27 protein-coding genes are annotated in these 21,266 nt (G+C 45.6%); 11 read left to right on the forward strand and 16 right to left on the reverse strand.

The window, feature by feature from the left end:
* The 9 genes from fpoK to O8C65_05600 form a co-directional block, all read right to left on the reverse strand.
* Positions 1-300: a F420H2 dehydrogenase subunit FpoK gene (gene fpoK, locus O8C65_05560; GenBank protein ID MCZ7356381.1), complete on the reverse strand. Its 300-nt coding sequence runs from the start codon at positions 298-300 to the stop codon at positions 1-3.
* A gap of 1 nt (position 301) precedes the next feature.
* Positions 302-547 (reverse strand): dehydrogenase, encoded by a 246-nt coding sequence (locus tag O8C65_05565; protein ID MCZ7356382.1) that lies wholly within the window; start codon positions 545-547, stop codon positions 302-304.
* On the reverse strand, positions 547-792 hold the full coding sequence (locus O8C65_05570; GenBank protein MCZ7356383.1) for an NADH-quinone oxidoreductase subunit J: 246 nt from the start codon (positions 790-792) through the stop codon (positions 547-549). Before O8C65_05570 ends, O8C65_05565 begins: the two co-directional genes overlap by 1 nt.
* On the reverse strand, positions 789-1,205 hold the full coding sequence (locus O8C65_05575) for an NADH-quinone oxidoreductase subunit I (protein MCZ7356384.1): 417 nt from the start codon (positions 1,203-1,205) through the stop codon (positions 789-791). Before O8C65_05575 ends, O8C65_05570 begins: the two co-directional genes overlap by 4 nt.
* On the reverse strand, positions 1,205-2,320 hold the full coding sequence (gene nuoH / locus O8C65_05580; GenBank protein MCZ7356385.1) for an NADH-quinone oxidoreductase subunit NuoH: 1,116 nt from the start codon (positions 2,318-2,320) through the stop codon (positions 1,205-1,207). The genes O8C65_05575 and nuoH overlap by 1 nt, the downstream gene beginning before the upstream one ends.
* Positions 2,307-3,455, reverse strand: a complete 1,149-nt coding sequence (gene nuoD, locus O8C65_05585; GenBank protein ID MCZ7356386.1) for an NADH dehydrogenase (quinone) subunit D — start codon at positions 3,453-3,455, stop codon at positions 2,307-2,309. Before nuoD ends, nuoH begins: the two co-directional genes overlap by 14 nt.
* A 1-nt stretch (position 3,456) precedes the next feature.
* Positions 3,457-3,960, reverse strand: a complete 504-nt coding sequence (locus O8C65_05590) for an NADH-quinone oxidoreductase subunit C (GenBank protein MCZ7356387.1) — start codon at positions 3,958-3,960, stop codon at positions 3,457-3,459.
* 103 nt (positions 3,961-4,063) lie between these two features.
* Entirely contained in the window at positions 4,064-4,657 is a 594-nt protein-coding gene (gene nuoB, locus O8C65_05595; protein MCZ7356388.1) for an NADH-quinone oxidoreductase subunit NuoB, read from the reverse strand.
* Positions 4,645-5,019, reverse strand: coding sequence for an NADH-quinone oxidoreductase subunit A (locus tag O8C65_05600; protein ID MCZ7356389.1), 375 nt, complete (start codon positions 5,017-5,019; stop codon positions 4,645-4,647). The genes nuoB and O8C65_05600 overlap by 13 nt, the downstream gene beginning before the upstream one ends.
* A gap of 129 nt (positions 5,020-5,148) precedes the next feature.
* Here O8C65_05600 and O8C65_05605 point away from each other — a divergent pair, with 129 nt between their 5' ends.
* Positions 5,149-6,279 (forward strand): methanogenesis marker 9 domain-containing protein, encoded by a 1,131-nt coding sequence (locus O8C65_05605; protein MCZ7356390.1) that lies wholly within the window; start codon positions 5,149-5,151, stop codon positions 6,277-6,279.
* 2 nt (positions 6,280-6,281) lie between these two features.
* Here O8C65_05605 and O8C65_05610 read toward each other — a convergent pair whose 3' ends face one another.
* Positions 6,282-6,677 (reverse strand): hypothetical protein, encoded by a 396-nt coding sequence (locus O8C65_05610; protein MCZ7356391.1) that lies wholly within the window; start codon positions 6,675-6,677, stop codon positions 6,282-6,284.
* 80 nt (positions 6,678-6,757) lie between these two features.
* Here O8C65_05610 and O8C65_05615 point away from each other — a divergent pair, with 80 nt between their 5' ends.
* Together O8C65_05615 and O8C65_05620 are read left to right on the forward strand one after the other, a co-directional pair.
* Complete coding sequence (locus tag O8C65_05615; GenBank protein ID MCZ7356392.1) at positions 6,758-7,027, forward strand: UPF0147 family protein; 270 nt, start codon at positions 6,758-6,760, stop codon at positions 7,025-7,027.
* Positions 7,028-7,563: 536 nt separating this feature from the next.
* Positions 7,564-8,802 (forward strand): ORC1-type DNA replication protein, encoded by a 1,239-nt coding sequence (locus O8C65_05620; protein MCZ7356393.1) that lies wholly within the window; start codon positions 7,564-7,566, stop codon positions 8,800-8,802.
* Here O8C65_05620 and O8C65_05625 read toward each other — a convergent pair.
* Positions 8,791-9,366, reverse strand: a complete 576-nt coding sequence (locus tag O8C65_05625) for a S26 family signal peptidase (protein ID MCZ7356394.1) — start codon at positions 9,364-9,366, stop codon at positions 8,791-8,793. The two genes, O8C65_05620 and O8C65_05625, sit on opposite strands and share 12 nt — an antisense overlap.
* A gap of 88 nt (positions 9,367-9,454) precedes the next feature.
* On the opposite strand from O8C65_05625, the gene O8C65_05630 reads away from it, so the two are divergent.
* From O8C65_05630 to cofE, 8 genes are all read left to right on the forward strand, one after another.
* The gene (locus tag O8C65_05630; protein MCZ7356395.1) at positions 9,455-10,915 is read left to right on the forward strand and encodes a DNA-directed DNA polymerase II small subunit; all 1,461 of its coding nucleotides are present in this window, start codon (positions 9,455-9,457) and stop codon (positions 10,913-10,915) included.
* Between the two features lies 1 nt (position 10,916).
* Positions 10,917-11,672 carry a ribonuclease H-like domain-containing protein gene (locus O8C65_05635; GenBank protein MCZ7356396.1) on the forward strand — a complete coding sequence of 252 codons (756 nt, stop codon included), beginning with the start codon at positions 10,917-10,919 and terminating at the stop codon, positions 11,670-11,672.
* 19 nt (positions 11,673-11,691) lie between these two features.
* Positions 11,692-11,916: a hypothetical protein gene (locus O8C65_05640; GenBank protein MCZ7356397.1), complete on the forward strand. Its 225-nt coding sequence runs from the start codon at positions 11,692-11,694 to the stop codon at positions 11,914-11,916.
* A 189-nt stretch (positions 11,917-12,105) separates the two neighbouring features.
* On the forward strand, positions 12,106-13,329 hold the full coding sequence (gene folP, locus O8C65_05645) for a dihydropteroate synthase (GenBank protein ID MCZ7356398.1): 1,224 nt from the start codon (positions 12,106-12,108) through the stop codon (positions 13,327-13,329).
* Positions 13,326-13,952: a methylenetetrahydrofolate reductase C-terminal domain-containing protein gene (locus O8C65_05650; GenBank protein ID MCZ7356399.1), complete on the forward strand. Its 627-nt coding sequence runs from the start codon at positions 13,326-13,328 to the stop codon at positions 13,950-13,952. Before folP ends, O8C65_05650 begins: the two co-directional genes overlap by 4 nt.
* On the forward strand, positions 13,949-14,815 hold the full coding sequence (locus O8C65_05655) for a methylenetetrahydrofolate reductase (GenBank protein ID MCZ7356400.1): 867 nt from the start codon (positions 13,949-13,951) through the stop codon (positions 14,813-14,815). Before O8C65_05650 ends, O8C65_05655 begins: the two co-directional genes overlap by 4 nt.
* Positions 14,812-16,044: a phosphomethylpyrimidine synthase ThiC gene (gene thiC / locus O8C65_05660; GenBank protein MCZ7356401.1), complete on the forward strand. Its 1,233-nt coding sequence runs from the start codon at positions 14,812-14,814 to the stop codon at positions 16,042-16,044. The genes O8C65_05655 and thiC overlap by 4 nt, the downstream gene beginning before the upstream one ends.
* Complete coding sequence (cofE, locus tag O8C65_05665) at positions 16,041-16,793, forward strand: coenzyme F420-0:L-glutamate ligase (protein MCZ7356402.1); 753 nt, start codon at positions 16,041-16,043, stop codon at positions 16,791-16,793. Before thiC ends, cofE begins: the two co-directional genes overlap by 4 nt.
* Positions 16,794-16,797: 4 nt before the next feature.
* Here cofE and O8C65_05670 read toward each other — a convergent pair whose 3' ends face one another.
* From O8C65_05670 to O8C65_05690, 5 genes are all read right to left on the reverse strand, one after another.
* Positions 16,798-17,283 carry a serine protease gene (locus O8C65_05670; GenBank protein ID MCZ7356403.1) on the reverse strand — a complete coding sequence of 162 codons (486 nt, stop codon included), beginning with the start codon at positions 17,281-17,283 and terminating at the stop codon, positions 16,798-16,800.
* Between the two features lie 66 nt (positions 17,284-17,349).
* The gene (locus O8C65_05675) at positions 17,350-18,630 is read right to left on the reverse strand and encodes a hypothetical protein (GenBank protein MCZ7356404.1); all 1,281 of its coding nucleotides are present in this window, start codon (positions 18,628-18,630) and stop codon (positions 17,350-17,352) included.
* A 174-nt stretch (positions 18,631-18,804) separates the two neighbouring features.
* Positions 18,805-19,059: a type II toxin-antitoxin system MqsA family antitoxin gene (locus O8C65_05680; GenBank protein MCZ7356405.1), complete on the reverse strand. Its 255-nt coding sequence runs from the start codon at positions 19,057-19,059 to the stop codon at positions 18,805-18,807.
* Between the two features lie 44 nt (positions 19,060-19,103).
* Positions 19,104-20,363, reverse strand: coding sequence for an HD domain-containing protein (locus O8C65_05685; GenBank protein ID MCZ7356406.1), 1,260 nt, complete (start codon positions 20,361-20,363; stop codon positions 19,104-19,106).
* Entirely contained in the window at positions 20,363-20,920 is a 558-nt protein-coding gene (locus O8C65_05690) for a hypothetical protein (GenBank protein MCZ7356407.1), read from the reverse strand. Before O8C65_05690 ends, O8C65_05685 begins: the two co-directional genes overlap by 1 nt.
* Between the last annotated feature and the right edge of the window lie 346 nt (positions 20,921-21,266).

Genomic DNA, 21,266 nt, shown 5'->3' on the forward strand with positions numbered 1-21,266 from the left:
TTACCACCTCAGAATATTGATATTGTCAAGATTGATCGTATCCCTTACCCTGAACAAAGCAACGAGTATTGCAAACCCTATGGCTGCTTCTGCTGCCGCTATAGCGATTGAGAATAGCGCGAATACCTGGCCTGCGGCGTTCCCATTGTAACTCGAAAAGGCAACCAGGTTAAGATTCGCAGCATTGAGCATGATTTCTATGCACATCAGGATCTTGATTCCGCTTCTCTGTGTAATTATTCCGTATGCTCCCACCGTGAATATGATGGCGGCTATTAGAAGATATGTATACAGGGACATTTCAGGCCTCCTTTCTTGCAATATAAAGGGCACCGATCAATGCTGCGAGCAAAAGCAAGGAAAGTACCTCGAATGAAAAGATAAAATCACTGAATATTCCGCCTTTGACTGGTCCTGCGATATCGGCAATACTGGTTGGATTTACCTCTTCCTTTCCATACCAGACCTTTGTACTTCCATCGATTGCCGCGAACATCGTTGCAAATAGCAGTAATGCGATAAAGAAATTAAAAATCTTGTTGACCATTATTCTTCTTCTCCCTTTCTGGTTAACATTATGGTGAACAGTATGAGCGTCACGACCGCTCCAACATACACGAGCACCTGTACCCATGCGATGAACTCTGCTTTAAGCAGAATGAAAAGCCCTGCTGTGCCTATGAACGTTCCTGCCAGGTACACTGCACTGTGGACCAATTTTTTTGACTGGACGACCATGATCGAAGATATGATAGTCATAACCGAAATAATTAAGAACGCTACGTCTATCATTGATTCGCCTCTTTCTTGAACAATAGCCTGTCAGGTCCGTAAACCAGGCTTTCCCTGGTATAATCAGCCAGTTCGTAATTCCCTGTCATCTTAAGGGCATTCATAGGACAGACATCCACGCATATCCCGCAGAACATGCACATCCCGAGGTTAAACTGCGGGAACCATCTGCTGTTGTACTTCACTATCTGAATAGTAGAATTGGGACAGTTCACTTCACATATTCCGCAGCCGATGCAGGCGTCCTGGTCAATTGCATGCCTTCCTCTGAACCTTGGCGCGAGCTTCATCCGTTCATAAGGATACTGGACTGTTACAGTAGGTCTATCCCCGATATGCAAAACATGTTTTATCGTGACAATGAGACCTTTAATTATCCCGCTCATTGCCCAGTTCTTGCTGATCCATGCCATCAGACCACCCCCGCTGCTACAAGGAAACCCGCAGCAAGCAGGTTCAATAGCGCCAGAGGCACCATGATTTTCCAGCCAAGGTTAAGAAGCTGGTCTATCCTTACTCGTGGCACCGTGTCGCGGAGCCACATTGCAAAGAATATCACTGCATAGGTTTTTATCAGGAATATTATAAGCGAGGTTATTTGAACCGGTATGAAGGGCACTGTCGGGCCGCTCCATCCTCCCAGGAATAGCGTGACTACTATCCCCGAAACTGCAAATAAATGTGCATATTCCGCAAGGAAGAACATCGCGAATTTCATCCCGCTGTACTCCGTGAAGAAACCGGCTACCAGCTCTTGTTCTGATTCCTGGAAGTCAAAAGGAATGCGCCCCATTTCAGCAATGGAGGCGATAAGGAAGAGGACGAATCCAAGCGGCTGTAGGAATATGAACCATTTCGGGATTATGCCGAACCAGTATCCTCCCTGAGCATTCACGATATCAACAGTGCTAAGAGACCCCACAAATAAGACCACCGCGATAGCTGTCAGGGCAAGCGGAACGGTATAACTGATATCCTGGGCCACAGCCCTCATCGCACCCATCAGGGAGTATTTATTATTTGATGCCCATCCCGCAAGCAAAATGGCTATCGGTGAGATCGCAGAGATCGCTATAATATACAGCAGACCCACACTCAGATCGGATATTATCAGGGATTTCCCAAACGGTAGGGGGATAAATACAAGTAACGCAGGTATAAAAACGATGAACGGCGCAAGCGTGAATATCCACCTATCCGCCTTTGCCGGGATAATATCCTCCTTGCCGATGAGCTTTATCCCGTCCATGACGGGCTGAAGGAGACCCCGCGGGCCTGTGACCATCGGACCGTATCTGGACTGCACCATGGCAACAACTTTACGTTCCATCCATGTCAGGAACATTATTGTGACAAGGACAAATGCGAACAGTACAGCCAGTTCCACCAATACGATTATTATTTTCAGAACATATTCAATTCCCAGAAGCTGGAATACGCTGTGGATTTGATCATAAACCCCCAGTGCAGTTAAAACATAAACTATCAGTTCATAAGAGTTCGTTATCATCTTATCACCTGTCCACATCGCCAAGAACCACATCTATGGTGCCAAAAGCCGCGATCAGGTCCGGGATTTTAAGGCCAATCACCATCTTGGGTATGGCCGTGAGGTTGCAGAAAGAGGGTGAACGTATCTTGACGCGATACGGTTTTGTCGTGCCGTCGCTTGCGATATAGAAACCCAGCTCACCTTTTGGCGCTTCAATCCTGCTGTAGACCTCCCCAGCTGGAGGAGTAAATATTCTCGGGAAATATGCCATTACAGAGGAAGGTTCTCCGGTCATGGGAGCTATCCCGTACCTTTGGGTGCTTGCTATCTTTGCCTCGGGAATGGTATCCGCAGCCTGTCTTAAAATATGGAGACTTTCCCTCATCTCATCTATCCTTACCATGTACCTTGCATAGCTATCCCCCTCATGACGAACGCATGCCTTGAAATCCAGGTCAGGATATATGGAATAGGGTTCCACTTTCCTGATATCGTAATTTACTCCCTGGCCACGGAGCGCGGGGCCCGTCATGCCATAATTGATGGCCTCTTCAGCGCTTATTACACCTATATTTTTCATCCTCAAAAGGAATATTTCATTATCGTTGATCAGTTGTTCATAATCATCGATGCGCTTTTCCATATCCTTTAAAAATTCGTTGAGTTTCGGAATGAAGCCTTCTGGCAGGTCTTCCCGCACCCCGCCGGGTTTGATATAATTGAAGGTCATCCTTGCCCCGCAGAGCATTTCGAACAACTGCAAGGCTTTCTCTCTCTCTCTGAAACCGTACATGATCATTGTAGATGCCCCGAGATCCAGTAGAAGAGAGCCGATCATCACAAGATGATTCACTATCCTGTTGAGCTCCATGGTAATAACGCGGATATATTCCGCCCTCAGCGGAACCTCAATACCTGCAAGCTCTTCGACCGCTTTGACATAGGCATAATTGTTGGGGAAAGCAGAGATATAATCAAGCCTGTCCGTATACGGGACGAACTGCAGATACGTCTTCATCTCTCCGAGTTTTTCCGTTCCCCTGTGGAGATACCCCATAACAATAGTACACTCCTTGATTATCTCCCCGTCCATCCTCAACTTGAACCTGAGAACTCCGTGGGTGCTCGGATGCACCGGGCCCATGTTTAAAAGCAGTTCCTCTGTTTCCATGCTACTTCCCCCTCAGCAGATTTGACCCATCAGTGCTCACCACGTCTTCTCCATCCTCTCCGATGGTGACGAACTGCTCTTTGCTCATATCATAATCCTTCCTGAGAGGATGACCAGACCAGCCTTCCGGCAGCAATATCCTGACAAGATTGGGATGGCCTGCGAACTTGATTCCCACGAGGTCGTACGTCTCGCGCTCAAGCCAGTCCGCCCCTTTCCAAATGGGGGTGAGTGAATCGACCTCGGGATTATCATGGTCGAGAATAACTTTCAACACGAGATTCTGTTTTCTGGAATAGGAAAAGAAATTATAGATGACCTCAAACCGATCTCCGTAATCAACTCCAGTGATGACGGAAAGATGCTCAAAACCCATTTTCTTGGCGTTCCCCGCGACTTTTAAGAGCGCATCCTTTTTTATGACCGCAAGGGGTTTATTGATTTGCATCCCAGTGCTGACTACCGCATCCGGCATCGCCTGTTTTAATTCTTCTGCTGCGTTCATAAAGCGACACCTCGCTTTATGAAATATCCACATATGGCGAAGCCATATGTGTGTGCGATGTAAACCGGCGCGACAGTTTTTGATAAAACTTTCCTAAAGTTTTTCATTTATTAAGCCCCCATTTTGCCCCATATCCCTCATTCTTTATCTTTTCCCTCAACTGGATAACCCCGTATATCCATGCTTCGGGTCTGGGGGGGCATCCCGGAATATACACATCCACAGGTATTATAAGGTCCACACCTTTCAGGACAGAGTATGATTCATGGTAAGGCCCGCCTGTTGAGGCGCATGCTCCAACGGCAATAACCCATTTTGGCTCCGCCATCATCTCATAAAGCTGTTTCACTCTGGGTGCCATCCTCTTTGTCACAGTTCCTGCAACGAACATGAGGTCCGCCTGTCTTGGGCTTGCCCTGAAGATCTCCATCCCGAAGCGTGCGATATCGTGATGAGCCATCGCCGTGGCCATCATTTCAATGGCGCAGCAGGCAAGACCCGAGGTTACGGGCCAGAGTGAGCTTAAACGCGCCCAGTTAAATACCTGGTCTATGGTTGAAAAAAGAATAAGTCCTTCCCTTTCCTTCGCTGCCATGACCGTACTGATAAGCCCGGTATCTTCCAGCTTTTCAAGCGCAGTAACAGGTTCTTTTTTGGTGGGTTTGATTTTTGTGGTGTCGATGGTTACTGGATCCACTCTAAAGCCTCCTTTCTCCAGGCATAGGCCAGACCGATTATCAGTATCTCTATGAAAACAACCATTTCAAAGAACCCCAGGCCCCCGAGTTTTTTTAGCTGGACTGCCCATGGGTACAGGAACAATATCTCTACATCAAAAATCAGAAAGACGATAACGATAAGATAATACTGAATATTAAAATGTATCCTGGCATCCCCCACCGGGGTCTCTGCACATTCATACGTTGATAATTTCTCTTTGGATTTCTTGCTTGGCCTTACCATCCTTGACATGAATAAAGATATTGCCACGAATATTATGCCGAGTAGTGTAAGAACTGCAACCGGCAAATAGTTATCAAAAAATGCATTTGATGCCATTTTGTTCCACCTTTAATAAAGCTTTAAAAAGGATTATTGATATAAAAAGCTTATGAAATTGTTTTATAGTAATATTCTTAAATGAAAGAGACAACAGAGGGCCAAAAAGATTCTATACCATGAGGTTTCATGAATAATGACTTATTTAATATTATAATCGGCTATGCAAAGCCCAAGAATCCCATCGCGCTTGCTTCCATGGCCGGCATCAACGACAGCAAGTTCGCATCGAGGTTCAAGAACGCAGGATTAATCATTTTGGGGGGTTACAATCTTGATGAGCAAACGAATGAAGCTGCAAGAAAAGAAATGGAACGCGGACGGAAGGAATTCGTTTCCAGCGAGCCGATGAAGTTCCTGGAGGCCGAACTTGAAGCCACAAAAGGATTCACCACTGTTGCGGTCAATGTCCGCGCCGCATCCCTCGAGCCTTTTTTAGAGGCTGCACGCCTCGCAAAAAAATTCGATGCGATATTGGAAATAAATGCTCATTGCAGGCAGCCTGAAATGACCAAACTCGGCGTGGGTGAAGCATTATTGAAAGATATCCCGCGCCTTTGCGAGTATGCCCGTGAGATAAAGAAGACGGGTGTTGTACTTTCTGTTAAAACTCGTGCAAACGTGGTGGATGATGTTGAGCTTGCCAGGGCTCTTGAGAAAGCTGGTGTGGATATAATTCATATCGATGCCATGCATCCTGAGGGCGTGGATATCGGGGTTATTAAACGCGTTCGAAACTCAACCGACCTGTTCATAATAGGTAACAATTCAGTGGTGGATTTTGAGAGCGCAAAAGAATTTTTCTCGCATGGCGCGGATATGGTATCCGTAGCGCGCGCTGTTCTTAAGGCGCCTCAAACCATCGATTATCTAGTACAAGAAGTCTCTTCTTTCCAGTCCATGACCGGATGGTACAACGCCCCTAAGCATATCTGCGGTGGCGGTGATCTCCGTGCGCTTGCGTTCTGCTGCCTTCCTGTAAAGCCCTGCGCACTGCATGGCGCCCTCAAGCAGGCCGGGCTAAGTGCTGAAGAGTTCATGAAGATAAAGACCGAATTTGCCCGGAAAACACCCCTCGAGTATGGAGAGGGGACCTGTTTTGGCAGCATGACATGGTGCTGCAAGATAACCAAACCCTGTATCCTCAGAGACTCCGCGCTGGAGGCCTCAGGGCTTTCCGATGTTGAATATATGAAGATAAAAAAGAAATTGTCAGAGTATATTTGGAAACGCAGGAAGAAATCTGCGCTACCGGAGTAATGCTATTGGAGTAATTTTAGAATTCTAATCCCCAGCTCGATACACTCCATTTTCTCTTTAACTCTCGCAAGGTCAGTTTCATTTTCGAGGCCCTGAGCGATGCTCTGGATTTTGTTTCTTAGCACAAGGTCGAGCTGGTTGAATGCTGGCTGCCCTGGATGGCTCTGACCGGATATGTTTTCCTCCTGCCTTTTTGACGTATTTGATACCTGGTCCGTCTTGATCTCGGGTCTTTTTTCGGGAATACCTTCCCTAGAATCGCATACCGGGCAGAGGACCTTTCCCTGGTATCTGAACATTGGAGCCCCGCATTCATGGTGGTTCGCCAGCATGGTCCCGCCTTTTTCAAGCAACCTTGTGATCATCTGTAATTTTCTGTTCTCATCCGTTTCCGTCATTTTGTATCACCGAAAGTCTTTTCATGCAATAGTTCTATTATTGGCGGCTTGTTTTATAAACGTAGCCTGAAGTGATTACCGTGTCGGAAAATTCAACCGAAGTGATAAGGCAGTGCATCGAGGTGCTGGATAGGATAGTTAATGACGATTCTGTTCCAAGGAACATCAGAAGAACTGCGGATAACATGAAAAACGTGCTTTCAAATGAAAAAGAACCTCCGTCCGTTAGAACTGCCATGGTAATTTCCAGGCTGGATGAGATGGGCAATGATCCAAACGTACCCATTCATACAAGGACATTGATCTGGGGGCTTTCAAGTCAACTGGAGACAATTCCTGTAGACCGATGAACACTGAATTCACGGGATGATAACCTACCCCCTTATTTCATCTGGATAGTTGGAATTTTCTTGGTCCGGGGCTATCGTGAGGTCATTGTCCACCTCGGAATTTTCAGTATACGTGTTCTGGACCTTATGGAATTACTGTCATAATTTCCCCAAATTTCTTTGATTTCTTTCATTACATTTTTTTAATTTTTATCAAAAAGAGAAAGATTTATATATAGTTAAGACCACAGTAGGACACATTGGGGTTATTTATATCAAATATTATATTGAATTGGTGTTAGACTATCTCCAGACGAAACAATGGGGTTGGTCTCATCACATGTCTCTCCAGTAGAAATAAAGGGGTTAAGAAGCTGCAAGGGATAAAATCACTCCAGCCAATAAGAAAAATGAATTTTAAAAGAGCCAGAAGCGTATCGATTTTATAAAATGTGCCCGGACCGACTCGAAAAATTCCACAGGAAACAATGGGGTCTTAACCAAAAGTCTTAATACCTTTCCTTCCATTGCATCACGTGCAACGGAGGGTTGAAGGATTGGACAATGCAACAACAATAAAAGGAATCTTCGAGGATATGCTTACAATAGTAAATATCTTCGAGAACAGAGAGGTTCTCCGGTCGACATATACACCGGATTATCTCCCCCACAGGAATGACCAGGTAAAGGGATTGGCAACAATTCTTGTTTCTGCGCTAAGAGGCGAAACGCCTTCGAATGTTCTGGTATATGGTAAAACCGGGACAGGAAAAACGGCTGTAGCAAAACATGTTGGGCAGGAGCTGGAAAGAACTGGTGAGATCTACGGAATACCGTGTGTTGTTATCTACATAAACTGTGAGGTTGTGGATACTCAATACCGTTTGCTCGCATCGCTTGCGAGACATTTCGATAAAGAAATACCCATGACAGGGTGGCCCACGGACCAGGTATACACTGAGTTCAAAAATGCGGTGGACTCCACGAGACGCATCGCGATAATAATTCTTGACGAAGTGGACAAGCTGATAAACAAAGGGGATGACGTACTCTACAATCTCACAAGGATAAACTCTGATCTAAAAAAGACAAAGGTCAGTCTTATCGGGATAACTAATGACCTGAAGTTTACGGAATTCCTGGATCCAAGGGTAAAAAGTTCACTTGGCGAGGAAGAAATAATATTCCCGCCATATGATGCCAACCAGATAAGGGATATCCTGCAGGAAAGAGCGAAAATGGCGTTCAAGCCCGGGGTTCTGGAGGAGTCAGTAATCCCCCTGTGCGCAGCATATGCCGCGCAGGAGCATGGTGATGCCAGGAGGGCTCTGGATCTGCTGCGTGTATCAGGCGAGCTCGCAGAACGCTCCAAGGCCCCGAAAGTCCTTGAAATTCATGTGAGGCAGGCCCAGGAGAAAATCGAGACCGACAGGATAGTGGAAGTTGTCAAGACCTTACCCAGCCAGTCAAAACTTGTATTGCTGAGCGCTGTGCTTCTCAACAACAATGCTGAGGGAAATATAACAACAGGAGAAGCATACAATATTTACAAGCAGATGTGCAGGATGATAGGGATAGACATCTTGACCCAGAGAAGGGTTACGGATTTGATCTCTGAACTTGATATGCTCGGCATATTGAACGCTACCGTTATAAGCAAGGGCAGGTACGGGAGGACAAAAGAGATATCCCTGAGCGTCCCGACAGACAGCACGCGTAAAGTGCTCTTTGAAGATTACAGGTTAAAACCGCTTGAGGGATTCCAGCCTCCCAACCAGACAAAGCTATACGCCTAGCATTTTCCTGGGAATAAGAGACACATAACCCAGTATGGGCACGCGGTAAAAACGGGCAACGCCTATTATCCACTCCTTTTTTATCGGCTGATTGAAGCTTATGCTTCCCTGCTGGTCATAGTAGGGATTGGTGTAGATGTTGTCCCCTTTGGTTATGTATCCTGCATGAGGTGCCGCAGGTCCGTCAGGCCACATGGAATCCCCCTGTTCCACATAATACCTGGCACGATGGATGATCGGAGTGACCCCCGGTCTTCCATATGGTCTGTAAAGTATCACATCACCGTAATCATCAAAGGATGCATACCCGATCTTTCTTCCCGTCTCATATGTTATTACCTGGGTGCGGTCGATACTCTCAACAAAGATGATATCTCCTATCTGTATATGCGGTATCATGCTGCCGCTTTCCACGGCAACCATGGGTGTCCACAGACCGAGTGCGACATACGATATCGATGCGAAGATCGTTACTGCCAGAATTACAAAAATAAAATCCCTTATCAATCCTACCCAGAAGTTCTCGCTTTCATTGAAGGCTTTAAAACTCTCTTTCAGACCCATGGCAGGAATCTAATATCAGAATAAAAGGATAAAGGTTTGCCTGATGGCAGGAAAAATTTTATCTCGACTCACTGTATATAGGTTAAACATGGAGACTGGCGAGATCATTCAGGTATTCGCGGAATCTGGATTCCAGATAGACCCTGAGGCGCTCGATATATTGAGGTCAAATGGATCGCCTGAATTGATACAGGTATTATTGAAGTCAATGGACGATTCGGTGATGGTGGTCGGGGCAGAGCATCTCAAACCTCTGACCTCCAGGATAACTGTTGATGGCGTAAAAATTGAAAAAGAAAATGAGTCTCTTGCCGGGAAAAAGTTAAAATCTTCAACAGGCAAGATCTCCGGACCCCGCCCCGTGACCATACTCTCGGATATAACGAACCAGTCAACCTGCATAGGAGAATACACAGATTTTGTGGGGTATTTCAGGGACCGCTACGGTCTGCTTTCGGACATTCTGCGGAAGAGATTAAGCGGAAGACCCATCGAGAGCCTGAAGAAAAGTAACCTGGATTCGAAAGAGGAACTTTCCATAATCGGCATGGTTTTAGATATAAGAACAACATCAAACGGACATAAACTGATCGAGGTAGAGGACAGGACAGGAACTGCGCGCGTTTTGATCCATAAGGAAAGAGATAAGGAGTTGCTTGAACTGGCAAGAAGCATCCTCCTAGATGAAGTGATAGGAGTAACAGGCACGCTCTCCAGCGATGGGAATCTCATATTCGCGAACAAGATCATAAGACCTGACTTACCCAACACCCAGAATTCACTTGAAAGGAAAAAAGAGGGAAAAGCAGTATTTATTTCGGATATCCACGTAGGCAGTAAGACCTTTCTTGAAGATGCCTGGTTCAGGTTCGTGAAATGGCTCGGAGATGATATTGATTATCTTGTCATAGCAGGGGACGTCGTGGATGGAATAGGGGTGTTCCCAAACCAGGATAAGGAATTGGCAGTCCTGGATATCTACGAGCAGTATGAGAAAGCTGCGGGTTATTTGAACGCAGTGCCAGAACACATCAGGATCATAATATCCCCGGGAAACCACGATGCAGTGAGGCAGGCAGAGCCGCAGCCGCGCTTTCCTGAAAAAATAACAAGGATGTTCAGGAAAGACATAACCTTCGTCGGCAACCCTGCACTGGTGGAGATAGGAGGAGCACGTGTCCTGATATATCATGGCAGGTCAATGGATGACATTATTGCAAACACGCCGGGATTTTCTTATGCCGATCCCTCAAAACCCATGAACGAAATGCTGAAACTCCGCCACCTCTCGCCAATTTACGGTGGCCGGGTCTCAATAGCGCCTGAAAAAAAGGATCACTTCGTAATCGACCCTATACCGGATATCCTCCATTGCGGGCATGTGCATACTGTCGGTGTTTCACGCTACAAAGATGTGCTGACAATAAACAGCGGGACATGGCAGAGCCAGACAGAATTCCAGAAGAGGATGAACCTCCAGCCCATGCCGGCGAAGGCGACCATAGTAAATCTCGCAAGCATGGACTACAAAATATTATCTTTTGACTGAAATGCTGAAAAACACGTATATACACTTACCAGGAATCGGATCATCAACAGAACGGAAGATATGGAAGGCCGGCATAGAAAACTGGGAAGACTTTTTGGATAACCTCAACCTGATAAAAGTGCCAAAAACCAAAAAGAGGGTATTGTTATCGGGGATCGAAGAATCCATCGAGCAATTAACATGCGAGAACCATATTTTTTTCTCCCGGAGACTGGAGGTGCGCGACCAGTGGAGGGCGTACCGGCATTTTAAGAATGTAACTGCTTATGTGGATATCGAGACCACCGGGCTTTCACCCGAGTTCAGCAGGATAACGATGATCGGGATATACAACGGGAAGGAAACGAAAACATTTATAAGAGGCATCAATCTCGAGGGTGCGCAGGATGAGCTCCGTAAATATAAACAGCTGGTTACATTCAACGGCGCGAGGTTTGACCTTCCTTTTATTCAACGCGAATTCCCTGGATTTTTCAATCATCTGCATGTTGACCTCATGTATCCCCTGAAAAAAATTGGGTACAGCGGGGGACTTAAGAAAATCGAGACCTCACTTGGCATAGCAAGAAGTGAGGAAACCTGCGGGATCATGGGATTTGATGCCGTGAGATTGTGGAACATGTATCAACGGGGAAAGGAGGAAGCCCTTGATATACTGGTAAAATACAACGCAGAAGACGTGGTGAATCTTGAAAAAATTATCGAGATGACCTATCACAGGATGATAGAGAAAGAGATGGACCACAAAATGAAGTAGTATCTGAAGGACAAATACAATGGAAATATATAAAGACAAACAACAAGAAAACTTTACTCTTGTGGTATCAAGAGATGAGCTCATGGAAATAAAAGATGCTCTTGGAGTACGATGTCTTTATCTCGATGCGCTACTTAGGAAGAAAACTGCAATCTCAAGGTCAAAAGATATGCCAGAAGCACAGGAAATACAAAACGACAAATCACATAATATGTACATCCAGATAGTAAAAGGGATGGAATAATGCCAAGACGTGAACATTTTACTGATCCTAAGCAATGCCCTGGTACGCCTGTTGCTATCAAACTATAGCATAGCACCATCAGGTTTAATATGCATAAAATAAATATTTGTTTTGTGGTTTTTTTGAATTTTTAAAAATGAATACTTAAAGGTTACATTTTTATAACCTTAAGAAGTATTAGAGTAAAACGTGATAGAAAAAACCATTGCAGGATTGAAAGTTGGGGACGATCAACCTGTAAGAGTGATGGGAGTAATAAATCTCAGCAAGGAGTCTTTTTATAAAGGTTCTGTGGTCTCGGAGGATTCTGTTCTCGATGCAGCCCGGAGGATGATCGATGAAGGAGCGGACCTGATCGATGTTGGAGCCCGCTCAACATGGCCTCTTGCGCAAAAGATCTCAAAAGAGGAGGAACGCTCCCGGCTCATCCCTGTCATGAAGCTTCTGGAGGATATCACCACCCCTGTTTCGGTGGACACCATGTTTTCGGATATAGCAGAGGACGCGCTTTCCGCCGGAGCTGATATTATCAATGATGTGAGCGGTTTTACTGCGGATGAGGGAATGATAGAGGTGGCGAAATCGCATGACTGCCCTGTAATATTGATGGCAAGCGACAAAGTCCCCGGCGATCCCGTGGGTATGGATGCGGTAATGGATTCTCTCGATAAGATAATCTGCAGGGCAGAAGGGGGTGGAATAAATCCGGATAATATTGTCATAGACCCTGCCATAGGAAAATGGACGCCAGAGAAACAGACGATGTATGATTACGAGACATTAGACAATATCCAGAGGCTTCGGATTTTCGGGAAACCCATCCTGGCAGCCGTGTCCCGGAAGTCATTTATCGGTGAAACCCTTCAAAAAACTGCAGGTGAGCGGCTTTATGGTAGCATTGCAGCCGCTGCGATCGCAGTACGGAACGGAGCCCACATCATTCGCACTCACGATGTGGGACCTACGCTGGACGCTGTGAGAGTTGCGCAAAATGCAAGAGCGAGAATACCTGCCGTAAGATCAGGTGACTATGAAGCAGAACTGCTTAGCATAGAGAACCGAGATGATGGAGCATGGTCAATGACCTCTATCGGCTCGACAAGAACTGGCAGCCAGGTCATGAAAAATAAGACCGTTTTGTACAACATCCTTCTAAGGAATATAACAACAACAGAAGCATTGATCATCAAACAGGAGATGCTTGCAAGGGGAGGGGATGCCGCTCTTCCGCGGGGTGCGGTGTCTCACGAGGTTGAAAAAGTAGATCTTATAATTATGGGTACCCAGCTCCAGGTAGAGCGGTTCATAAAGAAAATAAGGTCCCAGGTCAGGGATTTACCAATAATTGCGGATATGCTCACTGAATTGATCGAAAAAAGGCACGACAGGGTTTTCAGATATTCTAAAACATGATAATTTCAAGACAAAAGGAAATCAATGAGATTGTAAAGTTGGTGAGTGAGCGGGATATTTTCATAATCGGATGCGGGAAATGTGCTGCAAAACTCAGGGTGGGAGGCGAACCTGAAGCAATTGAAATGAGAAACCGGCTTGTTAAGGAAGGGAAAAACATTGTGGGATTCGCAGTCCTGAACTCTGCATGCAGTATAGGTTCGTGGGAAGAAGTGATGGTTAAAAATCCCGGGATCAAAAAAGCGCAGGCTCTTCTGGTCATGTCATGCGGTGGAGGGGTGTCCGTAATATCGAGGTTCGCGGGATTGCAGGTATATCCGGCCCTGGATACGGAATCCCTCGGGGGGATATGCCGTGATGAGATAATTAAAGAGCAGTGCAGCATGTGCGGAGAATGCACGGTCTGGCTTTACGGAGGGATTTGCCCGGTAATCCAGTGCCCCAAAGGGTTGCTTAACGGCCCGTGCGGAGGCGCTTTGGAAGGAAAATGTGAGGTAGATGAGCGCCAATGCGCGTGGGATGGGATTTATGAGAGGCTTAAGAAAATGGGCAAGCTCGAGTATCTCGAAATCATACATGAGCCAAAAGATCATGCGAAAAAATTTAGGGGGCAAAAGATTTGAACTTCAGGGAAAAACTCCTCTCCGGGAAATTTTTGATAACAGCAGAAATAAGTCCGCCAAAGGGCACAGATACAACAGGCTTGCTGAAGGATGCAGATCTGATAAAGGGATGCATTGATGCCATCAATATCACGGACAACCAGAGGGCAGTGATGCGGATGAGCCCTCTGGCTGCATGCATTATGCTCCGGCAGCAGGGATGTGAAACAATAATGCACCTCACATGCAGGGACAGGAACAGGCTTGCATTGCAGTCAGAGCTTCTGGGAGCATATGCACACGGAATAAAGAACATACTGGTAATGTCAGGAGACCATCCCACGAAAGGGGACCAGGCGGGGGCAAAACCGGTTTACGATATGGATTCCGTGCAGCTTCTGGGATTGATCAGGAAGATGAACCTGGGATTTGATTTTTCAGGCAGCAGGCTTGAAGGCGGGACAGATTTTTGCACGGGTGCGGTGACAAATACTGACCTAAATGAAGTTGCGTTTATCAAACTTAAGAAGAAAATTGAGCTTGGAGCGCATTTCATTCAGACACAGGCCGTCTTCGATATTGACAGGTTTTCTGAATTTATGGATAAGGTGGATGGGTCACGCGGAATAAAAATAATAGCCGGGGTCATCCCGCTTAGATCGGAAAAGAACGCGCGTTTTCTTAACAATAATATCGCAGGCATAAAAGTTCCCGACGATATAATCAGCCGGATGAGGGCTGCGAAAGATCCTGAGACCGAAGGAATGGAAATAGCGGCTGATCTGATAAAAGAATTGCGAAGCATGTGCCATGGAGTGCATATAATGCCTATCCTTACACATGAAAATACGGGAGATATTCTCGAAATGGCGGGTTTAATATGAAAACCACGGTGGATCTGGCGAGAGCCGGAGATATTACACCGCAGATGGAAGCAGTGGCCGAATCGGAGAGGATTGACATTGACAATCTGCTTGCCCGTATCGCAAAAGGCAGCGTTGTTATCATGGCACGTGGGGGAAGATCGCTCGGTATAGGTGAAGGCATGACGACAAAGGTCAATGTCAATATCGGGACGTCGTCTTCAAAAATAAACCTGGAGGAGGAGCTGGAAAAAGCGCGGATCGCAGAGAAGTACGGTGCTGACACCATAACAGACCTATCGATGGGCGGGAACATAAGCGAAATACGGAAAAAAATATTTGAAAGCACCACCCTTCCTGTAACCACGGTTCCAATTTACCAGGTCGCAGTTGAAAAAGGTCTTGAGAACATGTCGGGGAAAGATATTCTTGGAACCATGGAGCAGCAATCAGAGGAGGGTGTCAGTTCTTTTGTGCTTCACTGCACCAAAGTTGAAACCCTCAATGCACTGGAAAAGGGAAGGCGGATCCTGGGGGTGGTATCAAAAGGAGGATCGCTCACATGCGCATATATGTTACGTAACAGGTGTGAGAACCCCTTCATCGAGAATTTTGATGAAATACTGAAACTCATGAAAGAACATGACATAGTCCTCTCGCTCGGTAACACTATGCGAAGCGGGTGTATAAACGATACGAGAGATAGGGCGCAACTTGAAGAGATAAAACAGAACGTGGAACTTGCCAGGCGGGCGAACGAAGAAGGAGTGCAGGCCGTGATTGAAGGGGTTGGCGGGCATGTGCGTGCTGACAGGATAGCAGAATATGTGCGTTTTCACAAGGCCAGTTCCGATTTTCCCCTTTTTGTAGCAGGACCTTTGCCCACGGATGTGGCTGTGGGGTATGATCATATCGCAGGATGCGTGGGCGCAAGCATCGCCAGCGGAGCGGGGGCTGACTACCTGTGTTATATCACACCCTCTGAACACCTGGGGCTTCCAGGTCCAGGGCAGGTCAGGGAAGGGCTCATGGCGTTTAAGATAGCGGCGCATATAGGAGATTCCATAAAATATGGGAGCGATGAAAGAGACCGGAACCTGGCGAAGCGGAGGGCCGAACTTGACTGGGAAGGACAGATGAGTTATGCTCTCGATAGCGATAAAGCAAGATCTCTTGCGCCAAAGGTTGGGCCCTGCACCATGTGCGGGGATTTCTGCGCAATAAAGATAATGAAAGAGGTTACCAGATGAAGTTATTCGGTATAAGGACTCCTTTGATCAGACCGGGGGATAATATGGCAGAAGTCTTGATCAAATCTTTTGCCTCGGAGGGGATCAGGCCGCAGGAAAACGATATAATCGTGCTTGCAGAATCGGCTGTGGCAAGCGCAGAGGCAAGGATCGTGAGGCTTGAAGATGTTACCCCAAGTAAAAAAGCGATGGAACTATCAAAACTCTATTATAACGACCCGAGAAAAATGGAACTAATACTGAGGGAATCCGAGGAGATACTTGGCGGGATACCCGGCGTGGTTGTGACCATTACAAAAGGTGTGCTCTCTCCAAGCGCGGGCATTGATAATTCCAATGCACCCGAAGGGCATGTGGTTCTGCTGCCTGAAAACCCAAGACAAAGCGCCATTGAGATCAGGGAAAAGCTGATGGATGAATACGGGTGCAACATAGCAGTGATTATAGGCGACAGCAGGACACAGCCGCTGCGCCTTGGCTGCGTGGGTATAGCGCTTGGTTGTGCGGGCATTGAGCCTGTTGAGGATATGAGGGGGCACAAAGACCTATTCGGGAAGCCTCTTTTGATAACCCGGCGCGCCACTGCGGATAATCTGGTCTCTGCGGCGCAGATAATCATGGGGGAGGCGGATGAGAGCACCCCTGCGGTTCTTATCAGGGACGCTCCAGCTATATTCATTGAGGGGAGCGTGGAAATACCGCAAATACCGCGCGAGGAATGCCTGTATTTTGCTTGCTTTGATAAATGAATTCCTAAATGCTTAAGGCATGGAGAACATCGGATGAGACCGCTGTCCCTGTGCAGCTGCTCAGCATGATCGAAGATAGAAGCCCCACTACCTTCCCCTTCTGGAATATGGGTGAACCGCTGTCGCCAGGCTGGGGCATGTCAAAGCAGGGGAACTGAAGATAAAGAAGCGAAGCTCCGGCGCCAATAACCCTGCAGGGGATGCGGTGTCGCTCATTGGCGAGTACGGCATCCTCCAATAAGGCCGCGTCGCCAAATTCGGTGATCCCGGCTGTAATGCCGGAAGGAAGCTCGATGAGTGCAATGTCATAGTCCTCCAGGAATCTTTTTACGATGCCCTCCCCGCCATCAACATGGACGCAAATTCCAACCTCTGCTTTCTGAAATAAATGAGATGCTGCGGCTATGTAGTATGTTCCCCTGATCAGGAGGACTGCACCAATCACGCAGTTGGTTTTCTTGAAGAGAAAAAAGCCGCCGGAGGCTATCATAAGCTTTGAAATTTAAGACGATTAACGGGTCACCGTGAAACATATTGTGGCATTGCCATCATCGTCTTATTTCTTGCGCATCCAGACCCAATAGATTATAACTACGAATGCAATAAATATCACAAATATCAATACTGCCAACATGGGATTATAGGTCACTGGCGCTTTTATACCAGTTTGAATGGGGGTAGGTGTTGGCGCCGGGGTTTTGATGCCGGGCACCGGGGGACTGTATGTTACCTGTATGATTTTTGTTATGTTGTTCCCGTATCTGTCGGAAGCGGTTATGATAATATTATTTGCCCCTTCAAAAAGCGTGATTGTTTGATTCCATACCTCAGTTCCTGCGAATTTACCATTGACCAGTACTTCTTTGACCCCGGATTCGGAAAAAGCCGTGCCTGAAACGATAATTGTCTGGTTCGTGGATGTTTCACCCTGGTCGGGCGATTCGATCATCAATTGAGGCGGGGGAGGTGCCCTGAATACATGCCATGTGTTGCCCGATGCCGCGTATATGTAATCACCCGATGGACGGATGGCTATGGCACTTTTATCTGCGAGTCCCGTCATCGAAAAACTGCCTGCGATCTTTGGTGCATGAGGATTGCTGACATCCAGCAGATCAAATTGCGATGTCCCGTCAGCCTGTGCGAGATAAACCCCGCCATCCGATATTGCTATATCATAGACAATTTTTGTTCCGATAGTATGGAACATCTCTGTTGGCGTTGATGGATCGGACACGTCGATTATATAAAATCCCATTCTCCGCGCACCTGTTAGAAATGCGTAATTTCCAGATGCTGCCACCGCTATTCCACCCAATCCCTGAATATACCCGCTGACATCGGATTGCTGAACGTAAAACTTACCCACAAGCAAGGGGTTTGCTTCGTCGCTCAAATCGAAGATGAGCATTCCGGTGTTGGAATCGGCCACATACATATATCTGCCGGCGACAGCTACGTCATTTGCGGAGCTGAAATACGAGTAATGGTAAATTTCCCGTGGGTTTCCCGGGTCACTTATGTTGAGCACATATACCCATCCTGGACCTGCTGCAACATACAACTTTTCATCCGAGATCGACAGGCCAAGAACCCTATCAGATCCGCCAAAGTCATTGAATCTGGTAGCAATTTTCGGTCGTTCTGGATCGCTTGTGTTGTATATCAGAAGCGAGTTATCATCAGCGATAAACAGGTAACCTTCATAGAACTCTGCGCCATGGGGGTTGGAAGTTGTGAAAGTGGCTATCTCGCTCAGGTTTTCTAAAGGCGCTCCCCGTGTTGATCCCAGGATAGCGGATGACACCAGCATTAGCAGAAAGAACCCCCTTAACATATTTTTCACAATAAGATTTAGAGTATTATGTTATTTAAACCTATCCAATTCAGACTGCCGATAGAATTTGCAGGATAGCATTCCAGATATGCTCACCGCAAAGAGCTCGAAGAAGCGCGGCAGTAGTCTTTTATTTCAAATGTTCTTAGCATGGAGGGAAATATGGAGAGCGTCTCAAGCTGTAGCTTCACTCAAGCTCAATTCGCCCGCTGCAAGCGGGTGAACAAGTAAGTCGGATTTTTGGAATTTTTTCATAAGTTTGTCAATCTTTTCCGATTCTTTCGGAGAATAATAGGCTTCACCGCATTCATTACAGATATATGCGGTAATATTTTTTATGACCAGTATCTCTTCTCCCACCTTTACAACAAACTCGGTTTTTCCTTTCATTAACTTGCCTTTGCAGAAACTGCATCTATCGGGTTTCATTATTAGTCCTTCCTTATTCTGTTATCAATCCATTTAGTTTTTATTCATAGCAGAATATCTTTGGCAAATTCTCTTACCTGCGACTTATTTTCATCAGGACAGAAAACGTATAACTTTAAAAGAGGTTCTTGTGAGCCGAAAATAGGAGACTCTTTTTCGATTTCGTGAAGCCCTTCATCGTCAAGAATGAGTATGGGGGTCTCACCTGACTTAAAAAATTCATAAGAAGATTTGTATAATGTATTCTCGATTTTTTGTAAATGCACTATAATAAAATCTTTATCACAATTGCATTTTTCGGCCAATTCTTCTTCTAATATCTTGAAGTCTTTGGGTTTCAATCGCATTATTTTCCTTTTTTTCATTGGATTTAATTTTCTAAGGTCTATTTCGAATCCCCTTTTCAACAGATTTCTATTTTCCAAATCGTTTATTAATTTGAATGAGTTGCTTTCTTTGTTCGATAATATTTTTATGAAAAGCCTGCTGTCATCCAGCGATAGGTAGTTCTCCAAAAATTCATCGTTATCAAATTTGAGTAAATCCTCATCTAAAATCCCGTCATGTATGGCTATCTCCACAGCGCGATTTAGCATATTGTCTGAAATTGCCCTGACATGATGATAATATACTTGGGTATGCATCAAAAACCGAGCCAGACGATAACTTTCAATAGCATCTTGCCCTTTTTTCAAAATCGCAATCTCTGATCTCTCTCCATCGACCACTTTTTGTATGGTATGAAGAATCCTTTCAAGATCGAATATACCATATGCTACGCCTGTGTGGTAGGAATCTCTTCTTAAATAATCCAATCTATCCGCATCGATGTTTCCAGAAATAATTTTGCCATTGACGCTATCATTTTTTTCATTAAATAAAGAAAGAATATCATCTTTCAAGCCACCCAGAATCTTGTCTAAATCCTCATCTTCTTCTATTATCCGGAGTGTAATATCCTCATGGCTGATCTCTTTTTTGTTCACATTCTCAAGAATAGCTTCAAAATTATGGGATAAAGGTCCATGCCCGACATCATGGAGCAACGCAGCATAGCGAACAATCTCAATCTCATGGTCGCTTAGTCTGAGCTTTTCTGCCATTCTGGTTGCTATATGAAGAACTCCAAGCGTATGCTCAAATCTGGAATGGCAGGCGCTTGGATAGACCAGATGAGTGTTTCCCAATTGCTTAATTCGCCTGAGTCTTTGAACGACGGGTGTACTTAAAAGCTCCAGTTCTTTATGTGTGAGCCCGATAAAACCATAAAGAGGATCCCTGAAAAATTTTTCAAATTCAAGCATTACTCAGCCTGACAAAGATTCAATTGCTTTAAAAGTTCGACCGCAGTATCAATTTGTGACTGGTCCAGTTTCCAGCCAAAAGATTCGGCTGTTAATGTTATTTCTTCAGGTGTCATAGGCTTACCCTGCTCTGAAAGAATGTAATTTACTTTTGCAGCCCACGATAGAATATTTACATCAAGGTTCGCGGTTTTTTTGCAGATCTTGACTAAATTTACAATTTTATTATATTCATCCGTGTGTTCTTTCTTAATATGTTCGGTTATCTCATTGCCGTCTCTGGAAATTGTATAGCAGTACCTTTTCCAGTCCTCAGAGACTGTAAATCCGGTTGTTTCGCGGGTTTCCACTTCTTCTTTCACAAAATCGAGGTATGTAAGCTCGTGGATGGTGCTGGAGACTTCGGAACTATAGGGACCGTAGTAATGCGGCTTATATTTTACATCAACAAGTCCAAATAAAGATTCAAAATAGACCAGTTTTTGAATCGCAGTTCGCCCTGGAATACAATCTCCTGCGGCTTTAATGGTTATTAATATCGCATCCAAAAGTTCCAATTTAATCCCTCTGATAGCCTCTTGTAACATATATTTAATTTTTATAGTATTTAAATGCTGATGAGTTGTTTTAGGGGGGGAGAGGGCATAAACTCTAACGAAGCGGGGCGAAAGTATTCTGATAACACAAACAGGAGCAGATACAGTAATTAAAATCCACCGCAAAGAGCGCGAAGAAGCGCGGCAGCAGTCTTTTATAAAAAGCAACGAACTGATGCGAACTTGTAAGAACTCGGCGGTGCGATGTGAGCGCGCGGCGCCTTTCGCCTTTTGAGAATAAACGACGACCGCATCAAAGTTATTATTACAGAAATGATAATTTTAGGACTTTTACTTGTGGTTTTAT

The organism is Candidatus Methanoperedens sp., from assembly GCA_027460535.1.
Classification (GTDB): Archaea; Halobacteriota; Methanosarcinia; order Methanosarcinales; family Methanoperedenaceae; genus Methanoperedens.

Bases quoted from the DNA above. Each gene is read 5' to 3' on its own strand.
- O8C65_05685 (MCZ7356406.1), bottom strand. From the start codon at position 20,363: ATGCTTGAATTTGAAAAATTTTTCAGGGATCCTCTTTATGGTTTTATC.
- fpoK (MCZ7356381.1), bottom strand. From the start codon at position 300: ATGTCCCTGTATACATATCTTCTAATAGCCGCCATCATATTCACGGTG.
- O8C65_05610 (MCZ7356391.1), bottom strand. From the start codon at position 6,677: ATGACGGAAACGGATGAGAACAGAAAATTACAGATGATCACAAGGTTG.
- O8C65_05590 (MCZ7356387.1), bottom strand. From the start codon at position 3,960: ATGAACGCAGCAGAAGAATTAAAACAGGCGATGCCGGATGCGGTAGTC.
- O8C65_05640 (MCZ7356397.1), top strand. From the start codon at position 11,692: ATGGAAATATATAAAGACAAACAACAAGAAAACTTTACTCTTGTGGTA.
- O8C65_05650 (MCZ7356399.1), top strand. From the start codon at position 13,326: ATGATAATTTCAAGACAAAAGGAAATCAATGAGATTGTAAAGTTGGTG.
- cofE (MCZ7356402.1), top strand. From the start codon at position 16,041: ATGAAGTTATTCGGTATAAGGACTCCTTTGATCAGACCGGGGGATAAT.
- nuoD (MCZ7356386.1), bottom strand. From the start codon at position 3,455: ATGGAAACAGAGGAACTGCTTTTAAACATGGGCCCGGTGCATCCGAGC.
- O8C65_05565 (MCZ7356382.1), bottom strand. From the start codon at position 547: ATGGTCAACAAGATTTTTAATTTCTTTATCGCATTACTGCTATTTGCA.
- O8C65_05630 (MCZ7356395.1), top strand. From the start codon at position 9,455: ATGGAGACTGGCGAGATCATTCAGGTATTCGCGGAATCTGGATTCCAG.
- O8C65_05675 (MCZ7356404.1), bottom strand. From the start codon at position 18,630: ATGTTAAGGGGGTTCTTTCTGCTAATGCTGGTGTCATCCGCTATCCTG.
- O8C65_05605 (MCZ7356390.1), top strand. From the start codon at position 5,149: ATGAATAATGACTTATTTAATATTATAATCGGCTATGCAAAGCCCAAG.
- O8C65_05570 (MCZ7356383.1), bottom strand. From the start codon at position 792: ATGATAGACGTAGCGTTCTTAATTATTTCGGTTATGACTATCATATCT.
- thiC (MCZ7356401.1), top strand. From the start codon at position 14,812: ATGAAAACCACGGTGGATCTGGCGAGAGCCGGAGATATTACACCGCAG.
- O8C65_05625 (MCZ7356394.1), bottom strand. From the start codon at position 9,366: ATGGGTCTGAAAGAGAGTTTTAAAGCCTTCAATGAAAGCGAGAACTTC.
- nuoH (MCZ7356385.1), bottom strand. From the start codon at position 2,320: ATGTGGACAGGTGATAAGATGATAACGAACTCTTATGAACTGATAGTT.
- O8C65_05670 (MCZ7356403.1), bottom strand. From the start codon at position 17,283: ATGATAGCCTCCGGCGGCTTTTTTCTCTTCAAGAAAACCAACTGCGTG.
- O8C65_05635 (MCZ7356396.1), top strand. From the start codon at position 10,917: ATGCTGAAAAACACGTATATACACTTACCAGGAATCGGATCATCAACA.
- O8C65_05600 (MCZ7356389.1), bottom strand. From the start codon at position 5,019: ATGGCATCAAATGCATTTTTTGATAACTATTTGCCGGTTGCAGTTCTT.
- O8C65_05575 (MCZ7356384.1), bottom strand. From the start codon at position 1,205: ATGGCATGGATCAGCAAGAACTGGGCAATGAGCGGGATAATTAAAGGT.
- O8C65_05680 (MCZ7356405.1), bottom strand. From the start codon at position 19,059: ATGAAACCCGATAGATGCAGTTTCTGCAAAGGCAAGTTAATGAAAGGA.